The organism is Aquiflexum gelatinilyticum (genome assembly GCF_024741135.1).
GTDB classification, from domain to species: domain Bacteria; phylum Bacteroidota; class Bacteroidia; order Cytophagales; family Cyclobacteriaceae; genus Cognataquiflexum; species Cognataquiflexum gelatinilyticum.
In genome coordinates this window covers 13,290-35,973 of the sequence record NZ_JANSUY010000015.1, presented here as the reverse complement: position 1 = coordinate 35,973, position 22,684 = coordinate 13,290, and the positions used below count along the sequence as shown (strand labels likewise).

At 36.3% G+C, this 22,684-nt stretch carries 10 protein-coding genes; 9 read left to right on the top strand and 1 reads right to left on the bottom strand.

Annotation, left to right across the window (positions count from 1 at the left end; all coding sequences use genetic code 11):
- Positions 1–392: 392 nt before the first annotated feature.
- The 9 genes from NU887_RS15760 (at position 393) to NU887_RS15720 (ending at position 21,472) form a co-directional block, all read left to right on the top strand.
- Positions 393–5,780, top strand: a complete 5,388-nt coding sequence (locus NU887_RS15760) for a polyketide synthase (protein ID WP_258424341.1) — start codon at positions 393–395, stop codon at positions 5,778–5,780.
- Positions 5,781–5,942: 162 nt separating this feature from the next.
- Positions 5,943–9,944 carry a non-ribosomal peptide synthetase gene (locus NU887_RS15755; RefSeq protein WP_258424340.1) on the top strand — a complete coding sequence of 1,334 codons (4,002 nt, stop codon included), beginning with the start codon at positions 5,943–5,945 and terminating at the stop codon, positions 9,942–9,944.
- 939 nt (positions 9,945–10,883) lie between these two features.
- Positions 10,884–11,627: a polysaccharide biosynthesis/export family protein gene (locus NU887_RS15750; protein ID WP_258424339.1), complete on the top strand. Its 744-nt coding sequence runs from the start codon at positions 10,884–10,886 to the stop codon at positions 11,625–11,627.
- 29 nt (positions 11,628–11,656) lie between these two features.
- The gene (locus NU887_RS15745; RefSeq protein ID WP_258424338.1) at positions 11,657–14,029 is read left to right on the top strand and encodes a GumC family protein; all 2,373 of its coding nucleotides are present in this window, start codon (positions 11,657–11,659) and stop codon (positions 14,027–14,029) included.
- A 176-nt stretch (positions 14,030–14,205) separates the two neighbouring features.
- The gene (locus NU887_RS15740) at positions 14,206–15,486 is read left to right on the top strand and encodes a hypothetical protein (protein ID WP_258424337.1); all 1,281 of its coding nucleotides are present in this window, start codon (positions 14,206–14,208) and stop codon (positions 15,484–15,486) included.
- A 196-nt stretch (positions 15,487–15,682) separates the two neighbouring features.
- Positions 15,683–17,503, top strand: a complete 1,821-nt coding sequence (locus NU887_RS15735; RefSeq protein WP_258424336.1) for an ABC transporter ATP-binding protein — start codon at positions 15,683–15,685, stop codon at positions 17,501–17,503.
- Between the two features lie 230 nt (positions 17,504–17,733).
- Entirely contained in the window at positions 17,734–18,846 is a 1,113-nt protein-coding gene (locus tag NU887_RS15730) for a glycosyltransferase family 4 protein (RefSeq protein WP_258424335.1), read from the top strand.
- Between the two features lie 328 nt (positions 18,847–19,174).
- Positions 19,175–20,290 carry a glycosyltransferase family 4 protein gene (locus NU887_RS15725; RefSeq protein ID WP_258424334.1) on the top strand — a complete coding sequence of 372 codons (1,116 nt, stop codon included), beginning with the start codon at positions 19,175–19,177 and terminating at the stop codon, positions 20,288–20,290.
- A 75-nt stretch (positions 20,291–20,365) separates the two neighbouring features.
- A complete protein-coding gene (locus NU887_RS15720) occupies positions 20,366–21,472 on the top strand; it encodes a glycosyltransferase (protein WP_258424333.1) in 1,107 nt (368 codons plus the stop codon).
- A 28-nt stretch (positions 21,473–21,500) separates the two neighbouring features.
- Here NU887_RS15720 and NU887_RS15715 read toward each other — a convergent pair whose 3' ends face one another.
- Positions 21,501–22,610, bottom strand: a complete 1,110-nt coding sequence (locus NU887_RS15715; protein ID WP_258424332.1) for a glycosyltransferase — start codon at positions 22,608–22,610, stop codon at positions 21,501–21,503.
- Positions 22,611–22,684 lie beyond the last annotated feature (74 nt).

Below are 22,684 nucleotides of genomic sequence, written 5' to 3'. Positions count from 1 at the left end.
AAAGGAAAATTTAATTGATGACATGCTCCAGAATGTTTAAAAAATTTGTTTTTATATAGAAATAAATGAATAAAAAATACAAAAATATGCTTTTCATTTATTTTATTTATTAATTTCGACTTCTGTTTAATATAATTCCTTAAACTGACTTAATATTTAAAATTTCATGATTTATGTCATAAGATTCACCCTGAAATCTCATGAAATTAGAGGCCTGAAAAATACCAAACCCAAAAGTATTTGTTTAGGCCAGTACCTTCTCTGCTTACCAATGAATTAACCCGTTCTTGGAAATTTATAATACGCAAACAATTAAAAACTGAAAAACAGTCAAATAGAAATTCAATCTCTCTCGTATTCTTTCTTTTATTTTAACTACAATTGTTATGGAAATGAACAAACTGCACACGTTCTTCGAAAGCACAGCAAAACTTTTTCCTCATCTTAAGGCAGTCGTTTTCGGAGAAAATCATATCACCTATGCTGAATTGGATGCGAAGGCATCAGCTTTTGCGGGTATCATTGCTAAAGCAGCCCCCGAAGAAAAAATTATTGGACTAAGTACCACAAGGTCAATTGAAATGATCATCGGGATGCTTGCAATATTGAAAGCAGGGAAAGCCTATATGCCTGTAGATCCTGAATATCCTATAGAAAGGTTAAAAGACATGGTGGCAATTTCAGAGCTCCGTTTCGTTTTTGCTAAAATGGAGGAGGATTCCATTTGGTCAAACTTGGGTTTGAAACGGTTAGGACTTGACGATTTTTCTAAAAATACCGAGGATATTTCCGGATTTGTTGGAGATAATGCTGCAATTTTATTTACATCCGGCTCAACAGGAAATCCAAAAGGGGTAATTCTTGGGCACCTAGGGCTCTGCGAATATGTGAATTACCAATATAAATACCCATGGATCGGATCCGGGGTGAAAACTTTGCAGTTTGCTCATATTGGTTTTGATGTATCAATTTTGGAAATTTTTGGAACACTTTTTTCCGGTGGTGAATTGCATTTGATAGAAGGAATTCAAAGATTAAATCCTTCAAATGTATTACAGTATATTGTTGATAATAACATAAATAGGGTGTACTTACCATATGTGGCCCTTCAATATTTTGTAGAAGAAGCCCTTTTAATAAATAAGTTTCCGGATTCTTTAACAGAGGTATCAACCTCCGGGGAGTTGTTGAAAATAACGGATAACATTAGGGCATTTTTCAGTAAAGTTCCAAAATCAGTTCTTAAAAATGCCTATGGACCGACAGAAGCTTCAGTAAACGTGACTGAATTTGTCCTTAGTGGGGATCCCGGGAAATGGGATGATATTCCTTCCATAGGAAAGGAAGTTGCCAGCTGTAAGATTTTTGTATTGGATAAGGAATTGAGAATTCTTCCAATTGGGGAAATGGGAGAATTGCATATCGGAGGAAATTGCTTGGCAGAAGGCTATTTGAACAGGAAAGACCTGACTGAGCAAAAATTCATTCAATGGACTTCCCCGGAAGGCGAAGCTACCAAATTATATAAAACTGGTGATTTGGTGGTTCAGGATTCTGACGGCTTTTACCATTATAAAGGAAGAGAGGATGACCAGGTCAAGATCCGTGGGAATAGGGTTGAAATGGGAGAAGTTGAATTGGCAATGAATAGTGTTGAGGGGGTCAGAAAGGCGGTAGTAAAACTTGATGTAGATGCCGGTGGACAAAAATTTCTTTGTGGCTATGTCCAGTTTTTGGATAATTATAAAACCAATATCAATCAGGTTAAAAATACCCTTAAAAAGTCACTCCCCGACTACATGATTCCGGATATAATTGTCGAGTTAGCGGAATTCCCAAAAACCAGCTCTGGAAAAGTAGATAAAAAAGCGCTTCCAAAGCCCCAGAATGTAAGACCCGAATGGGCAGATTCCTATGTGGCGCCTTCAAGTAACCTGGAGAAAAAAATCACCCCTATAGTAACCAACATTCTTAATTATGACAAAGTAAGTGTTCATGATAATTTTTTTGAATTAGGTGGTAATTCGTTAAAAGCCCAAAAAGTGGTATCTGAATTGAGACAACAATTGGGTTTAGAACTCCCAATTATTAAGCTCTACCAGGTACCTACCATTTCTCAAATAGCAGCTTTTTTTGGACAGGAAAAGTCCTCAAAACAAAGAATGGTAAATGCCAAAGCAAAAATGACCAAAGAACGGGAGGTAGCTATTATTGGAATGTCACTTCGGTTCCCCGGAGCCAATTCACCTGAAGAATTTTTGGAAGTCCTGCAAGAAGGGAAAGAAACCATCCGATTTTTCAAACCTGAAGAATTGGATCCTTTTATTCCGGAGTCTATAAAGCAAAGCCCATTTTTTGTGGGGGCAAGAGGTATTATTGAAGGCTATGATACTTTTGATGCCAATTTCTTTGGGATAAATCCAAAAGTGGCTGCCATCGCAGACCCACAACTCCGTAAGTTTTTGGAAGTATGTTATGAATTGCTTGAAAAAACAGGCTTGCGTAAGTCAGATGAAGCGCTCCACATTGGGGTATATGCAGGCTGCAGTACCAATACTTACCTTTGGCATAACTTATCTTCCCACAAAGATTTATTGGATTCATATGGAGATTTTTTGGTCAATTCTCTCAATGAAAAAGATTACTTGGCTACCCGTACAGCCTTCCACCTAAACCTGACAGGCCCTGCCGTAAGTGTGCACTCAGCTTGCTCAACGGCATTATTGGCAGTGACAGAAGCGGTTGAGGCAATCCGTCAGGGAAAATGCCAGATTGCTATTGCCGGGGCTTCTAGTATCAAATCACCTGTAAATAGCGGACAATTGTATGATGATGGAGCTGTTAACAGCAAGGATGGCCACGTCTTATCTTTTGACGCAGCCGCCTCAGGTACCGTTTTCAGTGATGGAGTAGGTGCCGTTCTTCTGAAAGATTACGAGACTGCTTTGGCAGATGGAGACAATATCTATGCTCTTGTCAAAGGCTTAGGAGTCAATAATGATGGAGGGGAAAAAGGAAGCTTCTCTGCTCCTAGTGCTTCAGGACAGGCAGGTGCCATTGCTGCAGCCTTGGAAGATGCAGGAGTTGAATTGGAACAGATTGGGTATGTGGAAGCTCACGCCACTGCAACGCTTTTGGGAGATCCCATCGAAATTGAAGGCTTGAAGTTGGCCTTTGGATCAACCGACAAAACTCACTACTGTGCTTTAGGAACTGTCAAATCCAACATAGGGCACCTAAATGCAGCATCAGGGATGGCCGGGTTGTTCAGGGCAATTTTAACAATGAATGGGAAGAAATTTTTCCCTCAGGTCAATTTCAAACAACTCAATCCAAGAATACAGTTGGAAAATACCCCTTTTTTCATGCCTCAGCCTAACCAAGATTGGCAGCAGGAAGGAAAAAGATATGCAGGTATAAGCTCATTTGGTGTGGGGGGTACCAATGTTCACTTGATTTTGGAAGAGTTTTTGCCTACTGAAGAAAAAGTGGCTGATACTTCACGGCAAACAACATACTTGATCCCTTGGTCTGCCAAATCTCCCGAAAGTTTGTCGGGGTATGCCCATGAACTCAACGATTTCATTTCTAAAAATGACCAATTGAACCTCCATGCCCTCCAATCTACTTTGGTTCATTACCGTCAGCCTTATGCTTACCGTGGATTTATAATTGGAAAAAAGAGGGAAGATATGGTTCAGAAACTTTCTGAATTTCAGGTAAAGGATAAAGTCAGTCTTCAAAACCATGAAATGGCTTTCTTGTTTCCGGGACAAGGGGCTCAATACCTTCAAATGGGGCAGGGATTGTATGAGACTTTTCCGGAGTTTCGCAATGCCTTGGATGCATGCCATTTAATCTTAGAGGCCGAGTTAGGGATTTCTATTCTTGATATCCTGTTTCCTTCGGTTACAGATGAAGCCGCGGAAATTTTATTGAGAGATACTCAAAATACCCAACCTGCCATTTTCGCGATAGAATATGCGCTTGCAAAAACCTGGATGTCTTTGGGGATCAAACCTGCTATCCTTTGTGGTCACAGTATCGGTGAATTTGTTGCCGCCCATTTGGCAGGTATCATGGGATTGGAAGAGGCGCTCAGACTCGTTGCATTAAGGGGTCGGCTGATCTCAAACCTTCCTGCCGGAAAAATGCTCTCTGTCCGTGCAACGGAGGAAGAAATTCGGTTTTTACTACCAAAAGGCCTTGATATAGCAGGAATAAATGCAGCCAATCAATGCGTAATATCCGGGGAAGAAAGAGACATTCAGGCTTTTGCTGATCTCTTGGAAACAAAAGACATCGCTTCAAAAGTACTTAAAACCAGCCATGCTTTCCATTCTTACATGATGGATCCCATTTTGGAGGACTTTGAAAAAATTGTGGAATCTATCCGGCTTCAAAAGCCAAGAATACCAATAATATCTACTGTAACCGGAACATTTCTAACTGATGAAGAAGCAACCAGTCCTAATTATTGGATCAGACAATTACGAGAAGCCGTCCGGTTCCTGGACGCAACCAAAATGCTATTGGAATTGGACCTTCCCCTTGCATTTTTGGAAGTTGGACCCGGGAATGTCCTGACTTCCCTACTGAAACAAACACCCGCAGCAAAGGGAAGAGAGGTGTTTGTGAGTATTGTCCTCCAGTCAAAGGTGTCCGACTTGGAGTTCTTCCTCCATCAGGCAGGGACACTTTGGCAAAAAGGATTCAAAATTGATTTGGGTCCATTGGTACAGAACATTGGTAGCGACCATAGGGCGCCTACTTATACTTTCAAAAAAGAAAGGATTTGGATGGACCCAAAACACCATTCCTACCTACAAGTAGGTACCATTCAACATGCCGTACCCCCATTAAATATAGAAGAACACCCGCACATTCCGGAAAATAACACCAAATCACCAATTTCAAGATTGTCCTTGATCAAAGAAAAGCTTGTATCCATTATTAAGAATGCAACTGGTATAACTGTAGCTGACAATACGGCGACGTTTATTGAATTGGGATTTGATTCCCTCTTACTGACACAATTGGCATCAAAGATTAAACAGGAGTTTAAGCTGAACATCACTTTTAGACAACTGAATGAATCCCTGGCAAGTTTGGATAGTTTGGCTATACATTTGGACTCTCAGCTTCCAAAAGAAAATTTTCAGAACCTTGATGAAAAATCAACTGTGGCGTTTCCAAATACCGGAATTCTCAATCCTATCCAACAGAAAGGTGTCAAGGTCGGTCTCGAAATCCAAGAAAATACCGGTCCAAGCCAAACAGACTTCAATCAAAATCGGGTAGCATCTGATGGAATTTATGAATTGGTCCAAAAACAACTTGATTTGATGTCCCGTCAAGTACAGCTTCTTTCCCAATTGGGAACTGAGATGTATCCAAATTCCCAGGCCTCGGCATCAAGGCAAGATTCCATTAAAAACGAAGCAGCTGAACTTTCCGAAATTCATTTAAATCCTCTTTCTAATGAGTTTAGTAAAGTTTTAGGAGAAATAGTCGATAAGGAAAAAATGGCGGCGAAATTTGCTGAACCAGGCTTTGACCAGATCATAACAAGGTTCCGTGAGTTTATCGGCGGATTGCTTGATGAAGGAGCTGAATCCACAAAACCTGCTTCACCTTCACTCCCAAAATCAGCCGGATTTTCCCATCCTCCGGTTCCGGGAGCACGGTTAGGAAAAGATGAATTTGGTAACCCCGCTTGGTTTTTAAAAGATGATAAAGCTACTGACAAATATGTCAAAGTGGATGAAAAGGCTATATAAAAACCTTTAGAAATAAGGTGAAAAAAGAAAAAGATACAATTTAAATTAATCCGTATCAGTTCAATCCTTGTTCCCCTATTTAGGGTCATAAACTTTATGGTTTAAGTAGTATATTTCTGACATAAATGGAAGTATGAACAATTAATTTGTGTTTTTTAGACAATGGCTGTACCTGAAAATAAAATCCAATTAATCCCCATTGATTACAATCCCTTTGAAGAAACCCCATTTTCTAAGGCAGGGAAGCTTGTAGATGCGCAAAGAGAAATTTGGCTTTCTTGTGTATTGGGGGGAAAGGAAGCCAAACTTGCTTATAACCAGTCAGCAACCCTAAAGTTGGAAGGAAAACTTACGGAGGACTTCCTTCGAAAGGCTTGTGACATTCTTGTGTCCCGCCACGAGTCCCTACGTATGGAATTTACAGCCAATGGCCAATTTTTTATGGTCAGGGAACGGGCTGACATTGACATGGAATTCCTGGATTTAGCAGAGATGGATTCCAAAAGCCAAGACAAGGCTATTAAGGATTTTTTGGACAAAGAAGTATTATATGATTTTGACTTAGGGAAAGCTCCTTTGGTTAAATTCTCCCTTTTGAAACTTGCGGAGGAGCTAAATTTGTTTACAGTCACTACCCATCACCTAGTAGTAGATGGATGGTCCTTTGGAGTGATTTTTGAGGAAATCGGGAAGATTTATTCATCTTTTATGGATAAAACTACCCTGGACCTGCCTGAACCAAACCAATTCAGTGCCTATTCGGAACAAATGGAGGCTTTCACCAATAGTCTTGAATTTTCCAAATTGGAATATTATTGGCTGGAGAAATATAAACATTTGCCGCCCCAGCTTGAAATGCCTACAGATGGTCAAAGACCCTCCTTCAGAACTTTTGTTAGCCGAAGGGACGATTTTGTCCTGGACAGCAATCGCTTAGCCCGTCTCAAGAACCTTAGCAAGTCATCGAATACCAGCCTGGTAAATACGGTTATGGCTATATTCGAGATTTTTCTTTATAAAATAACAGGCCAGGATGATATAGTAGTTGGGATGCCAACAGCCGGACAGGCTGGCACTGACAATTTAGTCTTGGTCGGACATTGCGTCAACCTTTTACCGATAAGAACCCGTATCCATAATTCTTGGACTTTTCTGGAATACCTGTCCAACCGAAAAAAAGAACTTTTAGATGACTATGACCACCAGTTATACACCTTTGGTAACCTGATCCAGCATTTAAATATCCCCAGAGACCCCTCTAGGATTCCACTGGTACCTGTCATCTTTAATATTGATATGGGGATGGACAACGACATTAAATTTTCAGGATTATCATTTGAATTGATCAGCAACCCAAGGTATTACGAAAATTTTGAACTTTTCCTGAACCTGACCAATAGGAAAAATGACTTGGTGTTTGAATGGTCCTACAATACAGACCTATTTAAAAAAGATACGGTGGCCTATTGGATGGAAGGTTTTTTGGGATTATTAGAGGACTTGACCACCAACCCTCAACTTAAAATAGAAGATTTAGAATTCAACCGGAATTTCAACCAGTCTAAATTATTGGAATGGAATGCAACCGATTTGGAATTGCCGGTTCAAAATTCATTTTTAGAACTTTTTTTCCAACAGGTTGAAAAGAATCCCAAAAAAAAGGCCTTAATAACGCCACAAAAAGAATTCAATTACCTGGAATTAGCATTGGCTGCGCAAAATATTTCGCAACAGATCAAGGACTTGGGAATCAGAAAAGGAGAAGTGGTCGCTATCCTGCTCGATAGAAATGAAAAATTGCTGCCTGCAATGTTGGGAGTTCTCATGTCAGGCTGTGCCTATGTACCATTAGACCCCTCTTTTCCAAAAGACAGAATTCAATACATGCTTCAAAACTCAGGAGCTTCTTTACTGATCTTAGATAATGAGACCTTCTTGGAAAAATCATTCAATATCAAAAAATTGAAGTTGGATGTCATCAAGGTTTCAAATCCTGATGATTTTCCGGATTATCTGATTCCGGAAGCTGCCGACATCGCTTATATACTTTATACTTCAGGTTCCACAGGGCTTCCAAAAGGAGTCAAAGTAAGCCACTTGAATTTATTAAACTTCTTGGTCAGTATGCGGCACATGCCGGGAATGGTTTCAGAAGATGTCATTTTGGCGATTACCACAATATCTTTTGACATCGCAGGTTTGGAATTGTTTCTTCCATTGATCTCGGGTGCAGGTATCGTTTTAGCAGACAATGAAAGTGTAAAGGATGGAAGGTTGCTTCTAAAGTTGATGGAGAATCATGCTATTACATGCATGCAGGCAACCCCAGCAACATGGAAGATGATTATGATTTCTGGTTGGAATAAGCCTAGAAAATTAAAAGTTCTTTGTGGAGGAGAGTCTCTACCCATTGATTTGGCTTCAAATTTATTGGAATTGGTCGGTCCTTTTTGGAATGTCTATGGCCCTACCGAAACCACCATTTGGTCTACTATAAAAGAAATAAAGCAGCCTGAAGACATCAATATTGGAAGACCTATTGCCAATACCCAGATATATATATTGGATGAAAACCTGAATCCTTGCCCTGTTGGAAGGGTAGGAGAGATTTGTATTGGAGGTTTTGGGGTGACGTCGGGTTATCACTTGATGGATGAACTGACTAAAGAGAAGTTTGTTGAAGGCCCGTTTAAAAAAGGATATCCAATTTACCGTTCAGGAGATTTGGGGAAATTTCTCCCTAATGGGGAAATAGTTTGCTTAGGGAGAAAGGATTTTCAGGTAAAAATAAGGGGATATAGAATTGAACTGGGAGAAATTGAAGCAAGGCTAAATAAAATTCAAGGTATTCAGCAGGCTGCGGTGAATCCTTTTTCGGACTCATCAGGAAATAATTCTTTGGCTGCATATTTGGTTTTAAACCCAGAATCCTCCCAAAAACAACCTGAAAAGTTATTCTCCGAATTCAAAGGAGTCCTTAAAGAAAGTCTTCCTGATTATATGATTCCCTCAGAATGGATGATATTGGAAAAGCTTCCACTAACAAAAAATATTAAAGTAGATAGAAAAAACTTACCTTTACCTTTTAGAAATTTTTGTGAGGAAAATATAAATTCTTCCATAAATACTCAAATGGAAAACCTTGTGTTAGAGGTTTGGGGATTTTTCCTCAAGCATAAAAAAATTAGCAAGAATGATAATTTTTTTGAATTAGGGGGGCATTCATTGCTTGCAGTTGAAGTGGTAGCAGCCCTTGAGAAGAAGTTGAAAAGAGAAATTTCTCTCAATATTTTATTTAAATACCCTATATTGTCCCATTTAGCCAAATTTCTAGACAAATCGGAGAAGGATGAAAACAATTGGAGTTGCTTGGTACCAATTAAGCCTAGAGGTACTAAGCCACCTATTTACATGATTCATGGTATAGGATGCACTGTTACGAGCTTTTTTGCATTAGCAGAAAAATTTCAGCCGGACCAGCCTGTTTTTGGTTTTCAAGTTAAAGGCTTAAATGGATTAGAGGAACCACATGGTACAATAGAGGAAATGGCTAGCCATTACCTCAAACTGATGTTGGAACACAATCCATTCGGACCTTATTATATTTCGGGGTATTCTTTTGGAGGCTATGTTGCTTATGAAATAATTAAACAATTGCTGAAGTTGGGGATAAATAACTCAAAATTGATAATTTTCGACACACCAAGTTGGGAACGGGACGAAAAGGTATATTCTTTCACAAAGGTGAAAAGAGCGATCTGGAAAAGAATGATTGAAATGAGGTTGTTTATTAAATATCCGTCATACTTTATCCAAAACAAAAAAGAAGCTTTACAACGAAAATTAGAAAGGAACTTCAATATAAAAGTTGAAAACGAGGATCAAATTTCCGAGTTAAAGAAAATCATAAAAAGACTCAGCTATAACAATGAGATAATGATGAACTCATATCTTTTAACGCCAATTGACCAAAAGATATTCTTATTTAAAGTTGAAGTCCCCAACTTCTATGTTGACGACATGGCATTTTATGGGTGGAAGAATTTAGTTTCTATTATTGAGGTAATTAATCTCCCCGGTCACCACAACAATATTTTTAAAAATGAAAAGACCCTAGAGATTTTTGCTACAAAGCTTCAAACTGTTTTAGATAGTGACATTTAATAGCTTTTGAAATATATGACTTACTGACAATTAAAGATAATACAAGTAAAGCTATTTTTGGGAAAGCGTTTTGGACCGGAATACCTTTTTGTAGGGTTTAGAATTGTAGCCTGACATCATTTTTTTTGAATGGAAAAGACAGTGAATATCCCGAACCACCGCTTACTGTCAATGATCCAATTTTAAAACAAGATTATGTATTTTTATAAGTTAAAAGGTCAGGGCGAAAAGAGAAAGTGGTTTCGATGACTATGCCGCTGCTACTGAGTAATTGATTAGGCACTAGTTTGATCGAAGTCAGTTAGATTACCCACTATTCTGATTTGGGTCCATTCTGGGTAATTAAGTTGGGCCCGTTGAAATAATTTGAGATGTTTGACAGAAATAAGGTTGGACTACCATGAGGCGGATCAAAGCCGCCAAAACAAGATTGAAAAGGATTTGAATTAGGGTAGATTATCACAAAATAATTGGAGTGCAAAAGTAAGTGGAACCATTAAGGGAGTAAATAGAACAGGGTATAAAATTTATGGACGATTTGGAGGTATAGGTGAAAAGTATATTTTAGTGTTTATTTCGAAATTAGGATTTTTCTTTTTAAAATGATTTATGGTATATTGACACTTTATTGCTTCAAATTTTATTTGTTAATCAATATTGTTTTATTTTTATTTGCATGAAATTATTTAAATAATCTTATATTCGGAAATAATTCAAAAAAATCTATCTCAATTAATATTTGAAATTCAAAAAAAATTATTTAAAATACATTTTTTTTATTACAAAAAGATTTTAATTTTGCCCAAATTAATTTTCTTTATGTTTATCCTATCCGCAATTAAATTTTAAACAATTATGACGCTTAAATTCAATCATTTCGTAATCTTTTTGTTTTTAATCTTTTTCGTAAGTTGTATCTCAAACAAAAGGGTTGTGTACATGCAGAATTTACCCAAAGAAGAATCTTTGGTCAAATTGGGAGAGATGGTTCCTTCCAAGTTTGAGGAATATCTTTTACAATACAATGATGTAGTTGAAATAAATATCAAAACTTCTGATCCACTTTTAAACCAAATGTTGGATATCAATGTACTTGCTGCAAATAACAACCGAATGATGATGCAGGGGGGGCTTATGTCTGGCGGTGATATTTTCTATTTAAGTGGTTATACACTGGATGACAATGGATTTGTTGACATGCCTGTCCTTGGTAGGTTGAAACTTGTCGGAATGAATATTGAAACAGCAAAAATTACTGTTGAGAATGAACTAAAGAAGTATGTCAGGGATGATGATTATTTTGTAAGGGTTAGGTTAGGTGGGATTAGGTTCAGCGCATTGGGTGAATTTGCACGTCCAGGTAAATACACTGTTTTACAAAATAGGGTTACAATTTTTGAGGCTATTGCAACCGCCGGTGACCTTACAATTGTAGCAAAAAGAGATAATATTATGTTAGTCAGGCAATATCCTGAAGGTTCTAAAGCGCATAGATTGAATTTGAACAACAAAGAAATTATGAATTCTGAATTTTACTTTGTGAGACCCAATGACATGATTTATGCAGAACCTATGAAAGTGAGGGAATTAGGAACGGGTACTACACTTTTGCAAACGATACAAGTACTTGCAAGTTTAGCAACTTTAGCATTACTGGTTTATACGACTACTAATTCAAATTAATTTTTTTTATTAAACTAAAAAACTTGCAGATGAACGGAATTGAAAAAAAAGAACAAGCATTTGATCCCTTTAAGTTTTTGATCAAATATTTTAAATATTGGCCATTTATTTTTGGTTCTGTGTTACTCTTTTCAGCCATGGCATTTTTTCATAACATGACCACACCACCTATTTACCAAGTAGAAGGAAAGTTCTTCATTAAAGATGAAAGTAATGCAAATGGTATACTGAACCTTACAGGACTTAATAGGCAAAATGCTCTGAATTTGGAACAATGGGTTGTAAATCAAGCTATTTTTCTAAAATCCAAACCTGTTTCCGAAAGGGCCTTGGCTCGTTTGGATTTTAATGTCGATTATTTTGAACCAGGGATGTTTACTGATACGGAAATTTACAAAGCCTCCCCAATCCACGTTGAAGTAGACTGGAATCACGCACAAATTTTGGCAGATAAAATCAAAATTTCATGGACTGATTCAAAAACTTTTAAAGTGTCTTTCCCTGGTAGTTCATACTATCATTATATCCCCGGTTCTGCTGGAATTGAAATAGATATTTCCGATAGCGAAGAATTTTCTACCAAATTTCAAGAATTTACGGATAATCCACTTTTAAGGATAAAGGTAACAATGACAAAAAACTTACCTGAAGGCGAGGTTTTAATCGAGTTAAGGTCTAAAGGCTCTTTACTTTCTCAATATACTGGCGACAATTTCCAGGTTTTTGCTGCAGAACAAATGTCATCTGTATTAAGTCTATCTCTGATCGCATCACATCCAGAGAAAGGTTCGGATTATCTAAATTCATTGATGGAAGTTTTTCTTGACATGGAGCTTGAGGAAAAAAACCGAATAGCAAGAAATACTGTTGATTTTATTGATTCACAAATAGAAGGGGTTCAGGATACGCTGAGCCGTTTTGAAGATAATTTACAGTCATTCAGAAGTAGTAATCGGACTTACGACGTGGCATCTGAAAGCAATACTGTATTTCAAAAAATGACAATTCTCGATACTGAGCTTTCTAGAGAGCGTGTAAGTAAAGTATATTTTGATGAACTCATATCTTACCTTCAAAAGGGAAGTTTCGAACAAATTATTGCACCTTCTGGATTAGGTATTTCAGATCCCACGCTCAACTCGTTAATTTCAAACCTAATTACCTTACAAAGTGAAAGATCAAATCTGCTGTTCTCTCAAACCGAAGCCTCACCTCGAGTACGGGAAATTAGTAGAAAAATCCAAGACGTATCTTCTTCGATTTTAGAATTAGTAAGGAACCTTTCAAATTCTTCTCAAATGAAAATCAACGAACTGGAAAATAGGATCAATTCTATTAATCAACAGTTTAGCAGATTGCCTTCTACTGAACAAAATTTGGTAAGGATCCAAAGAGGGAGGAACCTGAATGAATCGATTTATAACTTTTTACAACAGCGCAGGGCTGAGGCCGCTATTTCTATGGCATCTACATTCGCTGCAAACAAGATTGTTGAATATGCTCGGCCAAGTAGTGAACCTATACAAACAAAGAGAACAGCTTGGTACCTTCTTCTTGGAATATTTGGTTTTATCTTTCCAATAGTCCTACTTTTCATAAGGGATTTGGTAGATAAAAAGGTCAATGACGCAAAGGATCTAGAGGATTCAATAAATGTTCCACTTGTAGCCAAGATTCCTCTGAATAAACATTTGGATTCATTGGCGGTATTAAACGAGCCACGTTCAGCTATTGCTGAATCTTTTCGAGCCTTGAAAACAAATCTCTCATTTGTAGTTCCTCTAAATAGACAATTGACTTTAGCGGTATCTTCAACCCTAGCAGGAGAGGGAAAAACTTTTGTTGCTATCAATCTAGCTTCAATTTATGCCATGAATCAGAAGAAGACAATTTTGATTAGTTGTGACATGTTCAAACCTAATGCCATGCGTGGGTTTGAATTGGAAAGGAAGATTGGACTTTCCAATTACCTTAGTGAACAAGTTGATTCGATATTTGAAATTATTCAATCTTCCAAATATCCGAATTTGGATATTATTTATGCGGGTGTAATTCCACCGAATCCCTCCGATTTGTTAGGTTCAGAAAGATTTGGGTTTTTAATTGAACAATTGAAGCCTATTTATGATGTGATAGTATTAGATACTCCACCAGTGGGTTTGATTTCACAATCACTTGAGGTAACAAAGCATGTAGATTTGATCACATTTGTACTCCGTTACAATTTTAGTGAAAAGTCTTTCGTGGATGATTTGAACGACCTTAAAAGCAAGAAAGGTCTTCAGAATGTATATGCAATTCTCAACGCAATTCCTGAAAAAGAATTGACATACAAGGGTTACGACTATGGATACTATGAAACAAGAAAAACAAAAAAAACAGAAAGTCCTGTAAAAGCTTAGCCTTTAAAATGGTTAGCATTTGTATCTTTTTAAGAATAAAAAATATATTGAATATTTTTTATTCTGTACGGGTTGTTTCGTTTTATAAATTCAATCGCCGTTGATCTGAAATGAAATTTAACCATGAAACCAATTCAATAAACAATGCTTCAATAGAGGTATAAAATTTTTAAATGATGGAAAAGTTTTTTCTGCTTTTAGAGGTGATGATTCCGATTGTTGCAGGAGTTTTGATCTTAAAAAAAGGGTCTTTGGCAATAGTATATATGCCTACTATCTATTATGCAAGTGGATTGTATGAAGGTAAATATGTTCCTGATAAGTTGTACTATTATTTCTTTATTGCTTTACTATTGTTTTTTGCATTTTTTAATCTGCCCTATCTGAAGCGTAATATTTATTCTAACCTAATTATTCTTTATTATTTGGTACTTGCACTATTTGTTGATGATTTCATTTTGATTTGGGAAAAGTATATGGGGCTGATGTGGTTGTTTGCATGTGTACCTATAATTCCTCAGATTTTTTCAAATTTTGAAAGGGAAAAATTAGAAGCTGAAATTTCATTTTCAGCATTTGCGATGATGGCTCTGTTTGTGGTAAATGTAGTTTTATCTACTTATTTTGGATACAATCCCTACGAAATTTACCGTTTCAAAGGTGGGGTCTTATTCGGTAAAATGGATTCAGATATCTATAATATTTTTCCTTACGCTATTTTTGTCATTTTTAGAAAGGGAATCAAAGACAATAATCCATTGTATTTGGGGTTGTATTTTGTATGTATTTTCTTGATTTTATTGACCTTGAGGCGATCTGTAATGGCGTTGTGTTTGTTTGGAACTTTGCTGGCTATGATCGAATTAGTTAAGTTTGAAGAAATAAAAAAGTTTATCCTTTACGGTTTAATAATAGCCGGTGTTGCTACTGTTGTGTTAAGCCAAACGTCTTTCAAGGACCAATTTATTGAGCGTTTTGAAGCTCGTGGTTTGGATAAAGCAAGATCTTTAAACGAAGAAAATAGAATGATAGAATTTGGTCTGCTTTATCGAGATTTATTTGTTTATTTCGACTATGATCCTTGGTTTGGGTATGGATTGTTAAATTCAAGTGGAAACTACGGAAAACAGATTTTTGGAAAAAGGTCTTTGCATACCGATCCTACCAATTTGATTCATTCAAGTGGTTTTCTTGGTCTTGGACTTTATCTTTTAATGTTTGGGACACTATTTCTGTCAGTATGGAAAAAGTCTAAAAATAGAGCTGATTTAATTAGGTATATATTTATTTCTACCTGTTTTTTAGTGTTCTTTATCAATGGTCGTTACACTACTACCCCTGCAATGTTATTGATGTTAGTAATATTCAGTTTACCTTATGCCAAGAATAATGTAGTTCTTAAGGAGCAAATTCAATCCAATTTGAACCTAGATAAAAGCAACTATTCGACTGCTTAATAGTATTTCATCCAAAAATTATTGGTCATCCATTTTGAAAATAAATATTAAGTAAATATTGGAAATTACTTAAACAGTTCCGTTGAGATCGCATTAAAAAAGGCAATTTCTTTCCCAAAGGTCTTTTCGACTTTGTAAATTTAAAAATTGATATAAGTAGGATGGCCTTAAAAATAAACCTTTAAAGTAATATTTAATGAAATTTTCAAAATTAACCGGGTTTCTAGATGATTTTCGTTTTTTCTTCTTCTACCTGAAAAGCAAGATTTTTATCGCTTTGTTGCTTAGTTTTTCTGTTGGATTATTAGATGGACTTGGATTGGCGATGTTTTTGCCACTTCTACAGTTGGTGGAGAGTGGTGGCCAATATCAGCCGGCTGAAGGAGAAAATAACCTAGACTTTTACGTTACAATGTTTGAGTTTCTGGGGATTTCACTCAACCTAACGAATGTATTGTTGATGATTCTGTTCTTTTTTTCCCTGAAAGGCGCCTTCCGGTTTTTGGAGTCTTATTACACAGTAGTATTGAATATGACTTTCACCGAAAATGTGCGCATTGAGGCGATAGAATATATATCTACAATCAATTATAAGTACTTCAATCAAATTGATGCAGGAAAAATTCAGAATACCTTAAGTTCTGAAATAGATCGGGTTAGGTTGGCCTTTCAAAGCTATGCATCAGCCTCGCAAACTCTCTTAACAGTGATGGTTTATGCAGGATTGGCTTTTTTGACAAATCCGCAATTTGCTCTTTTGGTAGTCATTGGAGGTTTGTTTTCAAACCTAGTTTACAATTCTCTTTACAAGCGGACAAAAGAAATTTCTAAAGGAATTACATCCATCAATCATTCTTTTCATAGCGTGATGATGCAACAAATTCATAACTTCAAATATTTAAGAGCAACAGGAAAAGTAGCGCCTTACAGTAAAAAATTAAAGTATATTGTACATGAGGTTTCAGATGGTTTTAAAAAAATTGGCTTTTTAAATTCCATTTTGACAGCCACAAGGGAACCTTTGTCAATAGCTGTGGTGGTTGTGGTAATTTTGGTACAAACAACATACTTTCTTGCAGATCTTGGTTCGATTATTTTGAGTTTGCTTTTTTTTTATCGCTCCTTAAACCAATTGATTATTTTTCAGAACCATTGGAATACATTTTACGGTTATTCCGGTTCTTTGATCGGTTACAAGGAGTTTATTGCCGAAATTAAGGCAAATGGTATTGACTACAATAAAGGTAAGGATGTTCAAAGTATCGATACTGTTGAGTTAAAGAATGCAAGTTTTGGGTATGACCAAACCCTATTATTGAACGATATCAATCTGAAGATTGAGAAGAATTCTACGATCGCATTGGTGGGCCAAAGCGGTAGTGGGAAAACCACACTTACCAATATCATTACTGGCTTGTTACCATTACAAAAGGGAAGCATCCTTGTAAACGGACATCCATTAAATGAAACCAACATACAACAATTTCAATCCCATATTGGATACATTACCCAAGAACCAGTAATCTTTAATGATACTTTGTTCAACAACATAACATTTTGGGACGAGAAAAATTCTGAGAACCTTAATAATTTCATGAATTGTATTAAAAAGGCTTCTTTGGGAGACTTTTTTGATAGCCTAGAATTGAGTGAAGATGCGCCATTAGGTAATAATGGAGTTATGGTATCAGGGGGGCAAAAACAAAGGATCGCTATTGCAAGAGAATTGTACAAGAAAGTGGATTTGATGATTTTGGACGAAGCGACATCCGCTTTGGATTCGGCCACTGAAAGAGATATCCAATCGTATTTTGAAGAAAACAAAGGGAACTTAACTTTCGTCATCATTGCCCACAGACTCTCTACGATAAAAAATGCAGACAAGATATACCTCTTAAAAAAAGGTAGAATTGAGGCTTCAGGATCTTTTTCAGAGCTTCAACAATTATCTGAGGAGTTTAGGAAAATGGTTGAACTCCAAGATTTCGGTAAGGTTGATACAGAAGAAGTAAGGTGATAAGCCGAAAAAGATTTTTTTGTCTTTTTTGAGTGACCTGTTAAAAAAGAACGAAGGTTTATAGATACTATCATCAGTTGAATCCAAAAAAATATAAGAGGTGAAGATATTATAACTTTTCGAAAAATAAATAAGGGATTTAATTGTGGGAATAAAAATCGTTTTTTCAATGTTATTTCTTTTAAAAAGCCAGGGATGTTAATGCTTGTTTGTAAGAATATGTAATAAATATGACAAAAAAACGAAAAATTTTATTTTATCAAGACCAAACACTTGATTTTTTTGTGGAAGGGGGCATACCTTTGGGAGGATCTGCGATAGAGTCCTTTGTGTGGATGAAGTCACTACACGAACTTGGATTTAAGGTTTACCAGTTTCAAAAATCAAGCGACAATCGAATACTTAAAAATGATATGTTATGGATCAACATTGTGAAAACTTATGATGATCGCATTAGAAGAAAGTGGTACTGGTATTGGTATCGACTTCCCATTGTTTTTTTCGTGCTTCTGAGGTATCGCTTTGACTATCTGTATACAGCAATTCCAACGTGGGAAACATATTATTATGGAAGATTATGTAAGATTCTTGGTATAAAGCATATTGTTAGAATAGCGAGCGATAATATCACAAGTAGGAGGGATGGAATCAACCAAGCTGAAATTGATTTGATTTTTAAAGGTATATCTTCAGCCGATGTTATTTCAGTTCAAAATGTTTTCCAGCAAAAATCAATTAAGAAACGAATTCCGTCTTCTAATGTCGTTTTAATTTATAACCCAATTGTAATTGATAAATTTTTTTTCAAGCCTAAGGATAAAATGGGCGGCTATATCGCATGGGTTGCAAATTTTCGGGATGTTAAAAATATGGCCCTTTTGTATGAAATTGCGTCCAAACTTCCTTCCGATCGGTTCAAGATTGCAGGTCAGCCTTTAATTCCTTTGGAACCTGAGACTGAGGATAGTTTAAAAAAGTTAAAAACTCTATGCAACGTCGATTTTTTAGGAAGAATAGAACAATCTGAAATTTTATCTTTTTACCGAGGAGCAAAGTTTCTACTCAACACTTCTAAGTTTGAAGGCTTCAGTAACACATTTCTTGAGGCAATGATAACGGGAACTCCTATTTTAACAACCCCCAAAGTGAACCCGGATGAGATTATTAGTAAGTTTGATCTAGGGGTAATATATTCAAATGCGGAAGATTTAACCGCTTATTTGGCGAATTTAAGTGAATCTGCCTACCTACAAAAATCGGTTAATTGTGTGAAATATGTTGGTACTAAACATGATCATATTGCTTTGGGTAAAAAGCTAATTGACATAATTTCAGAGAAATAATTTTGTAATAATTTATTTTGAAGGCGATTTCTTGAAGTTTTTATGGATCAGCAGATTTAGAACACAACAAAGTTTTGTTCCTTTAATAGCTATTAGCTTCATTCATTTCAACTTAAGTGCTGTGTTACATTTCTTCTTTAGGGAATTTTTGGATATGATTCAGGATATATATACTTAATAGCTTGCTTTTTTTAAAAAAACTCATAAAATTTGAAATTCTTAAAAGACATGTCACCCTTCATTGGCACAAAATAAGGTTTTTTTGCTTTTACCAAATTATCGAACTAACAATGTCCTTTTCTTTAAAGGTTAAGAATAATTACTGTTTATGAAAAGTATACTTTTTACCCAGACCGACAATGTAGAATTAATGGTAGTGGGGGGGAATCCCTTGGGAGGGGCTGTTGTTGAAACCTTTGTTTGGATGAAGGCTTTGCATGAGTTGGGGTATAGTGTCATTCAATCTCGCAATTTAGGGGATGAGCGTGCTCTGAAACCTGGTTTTGATTGGATTACATTCCAACCAAGCTATGACCCTAACAAAGGCATCAAATGGTTAAGGTGGGTTTCTTATCGTTTTCCGCGATACTTTCAGCACCTGAAAAATGCCAATCCTGACTTCGTATATGAATCCATTCCCACTTGGTCATCTTTTTTTACAGCGATTATGTGTAAAATGCTTGGTGTAAAGTTAATTTTGCGCATTGCAAATGATAACATGTTGGATAAACGGATACTAATTACCCATACACCTGGAAGAAGATTCTTGATTTACAGGGCATTTGGTTTGGCTGAATTTATATTTCCCCAAAATAAATATCAATTTAGTAGGTTGACTGAGATGTTTCCGGGAAAAAGAATTCACCTACTTTACAATCCCTTCGTTATTGATGCGCAATATTTGGTACCAAAGAAGGCCATGAATGGATATGTGGCGTGGGTGGCTAATTTTAGGTTCCAAAAAAACCTAAAGCTCCTGCATGAATTGGCTGAAGAATTCAAGGAGTATCGGTTCAAGATAGCTGGCGCTCCACTCCTTCCGTTGGATGATGAAACATCAACATACCTGAATAAACTTAGGGAGATGGAGAATGTGGAGTTCGTTGGTACGATTGGGAGAGAATCAATTCTTGATTTTTTCTCCAAATCGATATTCCTTCTCAACACCTCAAGATATGAAGGATTTAGCAATACATTTCTAGAGGCTATGGCGACAGGTACTCCAATACTGACTTCGAATTCGGTGAATCCTGATGGAATAATTGATACATACGAGTTGGGACTTGTATATTCAACCGCAGAGGACCTCAGGAAACAGATTAAATCCGTCGATGAAAATGTTTACGGTAGAATGTCCAACAATTGTTGCGAATATATAAATATGCACCATGGGCATATTCAAATAGGTAAGGACTTTATTTCTATTTTAGAAAATAATAATTAAGTTTTTGTCAATTTTAATGTCAGATTTGATCTAAAAAATAATTTAATTTTTTTTCTAACAAAATACGGATAATCAATGGCAAGAATTTTTTTTACACAGACACAAAACGTCGAATTAGTAGTGGAGGGAGGAGAACCAAGAGGAGGTTCAGTAGTCGAAACTATGGTTTGGATGAAGTCTTTAAACGAATTGGGTCAGGAAATACTTTTGGCGAAGTTTTCTGATGATCTTCGAAAACAGTTAGTGGAATACTCTTGGGTCAAATTGACTCCAATTTATGATTCTCTGGCATACAAAAAAAAACTTGTTTGGTTTACATATAGGTTCCCAAAAATTTTTCAGGTTTTTAGGGATCAGAAACCTGATATTATATATTCTTCAATTCCAACATGGCACGTTTTTTTTATTGCGATTATTTGTAAGTTGCTTGGAATAAAGCATATTATTAGGGTTGCAAATGACCCTGATGTAGATTCTACTTTAATGCCTCAGGTTCCGAGACATCAAAACTGGATGCGCGATTTGTCCTACAAGCTTGCAGATTTGGTTATTGCTCAAAATAAATTTCAATTTGAAACTTTGAAAAGGAATTTCCCAAATACCCGCGTCGAGAAACTATTCAATCCGATTGAATTGGATCAACGTTTTTTGAAACCGAAGAAGAGAATGGAGGGATATATCGCTTGGTTAGCCAATTTTCGCCATCAGAAAAATCTCAGGCTGCTATTCGAAGTAGCAACAGCCTTTCCCTCAGAAACTTTCAAAGTTGCAGGTCAACCGTTAAACCCTTTAGATGCAGAGACTGAAGAATTTTTGGATAAATTATCTGCCCTTAGTAATGTTCAGTTTGTGGGGGTAGTCAAGCGAGATGAGGTTTTGGAGTTTCTAAATCATGCAAAGTTCCTACTTAGTACTTCGAGGTATGAGGGATTTAGTAATACTTTCTTGGAAAGTATGGTAGTAGGTACTCCTATAATTTCTACAAGCAGTGTGAATCCGGATGGTATCATTACAGATTATGAATTAGGGATTATATATCAAAGTGCTGAAGATCTTAAAAGGGTTTTTGGAGATTTTGACCTGGCATCTTACCTTAGAAAGTCCCATAACTGTATTGATTTTGTAAAAAAGAATCATGACCATCTCGCTTTGGGAAGAATGTTGCTATCATATTTAAATTAAAAAGGATCACAGTAATCTAATTCATTTTTCATAGTTGTTCCAACTTATTTTTGAGTATTCTTCCAAGGTATATATGGTCATGGTTCAAATTCACATATTTGATACAATTCGCTGACCATTTTAGGTAGTCCAGTTCTGATATTTCCTTGATTTTATTTGCCAGCTGACTTGCATTCTTATAAACAAATCCAAGTTCCTGGTCAAGAATCAGGTTGTCTGGATTAGCAGTGTCCGTGGTCAAAACAGGTGTACCTGTACACATTGACTCGAGAAAAGTATTGCTAAATCCTTCGTAGCGGGAAGTATTCAAAAGGTATTTTGCTTTGGACAAAAATGGTAGAATTTCTTCACGGGCAATCCCACCCATGAACTCGACATTGTTAAGTTTCTTGAGTGCAACGATGCTGGTAGCGGTTTCTTCATCCAAAGGACTGAGGGGCACTCCCGCGATCTTGAATTGCTCCATTGGAAGTGTCTGAGCAATTTCAAATAGCAAAGCCAAATTTTTTCTATGGCGGAAGTTTGCCATCCAAGCAAAGTATCCTTGCCTGGCTTTCTTTTTTCTTAGAAATTCTTGCTTGACAACAATTGGGTTGTAGACCTTTAAAATTTGTTTTTTCGGAAAAACTTTTTTGATTTGCTGGTACTGGTATTCGTTCTGCGCTAGAATAAGATCTGCAGTATAATAGCTAAGTTTTATGAAGAAGGCATCGATTTTACTCTCTGTTAGGTAAATTCGATTGTCCACCATTTCATCACTTGGCAATCTAATTATATGTTTTATTTTAAATATTTTGCAAAAAATATTGATATAAAAAAAATACCATTTTGGAATGGATGAGTAAACATATTGGGGTCTTTCTTTCTTCAATACCTCAAAATACCTAGGCAACTTATATGTATACCATGACCGGATTCTTTTTTTAGCCGGATTATACACGGGAACCAAATTTACCCAATCAAATTTTTCTTTGACGGGGCGATTGTCATTTTCAAATTTCATTTGGCTGACTTCGTAGCCGAGTTCATGGAAAGCTTGCATCCAAACAAGACTCTGAACTGCAGCACCACCAAGAGGGTTTCCCTTTTCAACAATCAATTCAACATTATGAAATTGAGAAAATAATATTTTTGACATAAGTAGATTATTGACAATTATAAATTTGATCTAAAATTTAACTTAAAACTCCAATATTTTCTGATGAATTATGA

Excerpts from the sequence above, each read along its gene's own strand:
- NU887_RS15745 (WP_258424338.1), top strand. The coding sequence starts at position 11,657 with ATGAACGGAATTGAAAAAAAAGAACAAGCATTTGATCCCTTTAAGTTT.
- NU887_RS15730 (WP_258424335.1), top strand. The coding sequence starts at position 17,734 with ATGACAAAAAAACGAAAAATTTTATTTTATCAAGACCAAACACTTGAT.
- NU887_RS15720 (WP_258424333.1), top strand. The coding sequence starts at position 20,366 with ATGGCAAGAATTTTTTTTACACAGACACAAAACGTCGAATTAGTAGTG.
- NU887_RS15760 (WP_258424341.1), top strand. The coding sequence starts at position 393 with ATGAACAAACTGCACACGTTCTTCGAAAGCACAGCAAAACTTTTTCCT.
- NU887_RS15725 (WP_258424334.1), top strand. The coding sequence starts at position 19,175 with ATGAAAAGTATACTTTTTACCCAGACCGACAATGTAGAATTAATGGTA.
- NU887_RS15755 (WP_258424340.1), top strand. The coding sequence starts at position 5,943 with ATGGCTGTACCTGAAAATAAAATCCAATTAATCCCCATTGATTACAAT.
- NU887_RS15750 (WP_258424339.1), top strand. The coding sequence starts at position 10,884 with ATGCAGAATTTACCCAAAGAAGAATCTTTGGTCAAATTGGGAGAGATG.
- NU887_RS15740 (WP_258424337.1), top strand. The coding sequence starts at position 14,206 with ATGGAAAAGTTTTTTCTGCTTTTAGAGGTGATGATTCCGATTGTTGCA.
- NU887_RS15715 (WP_258424332.1), bottom strand. The coding sequence starts at position 22,610 with ATGTCAAAAATATTATTTTCTCAATTTCATAATGTTGAATTGATTGTT.
- NU887_RS15735 (WP_258424336.1), top strand. The coding sequence starts at position 15,683 with ATGAAATTTTCAAAATTAACCGGGTTTCTAGATGATTTTCGTTTTTTC.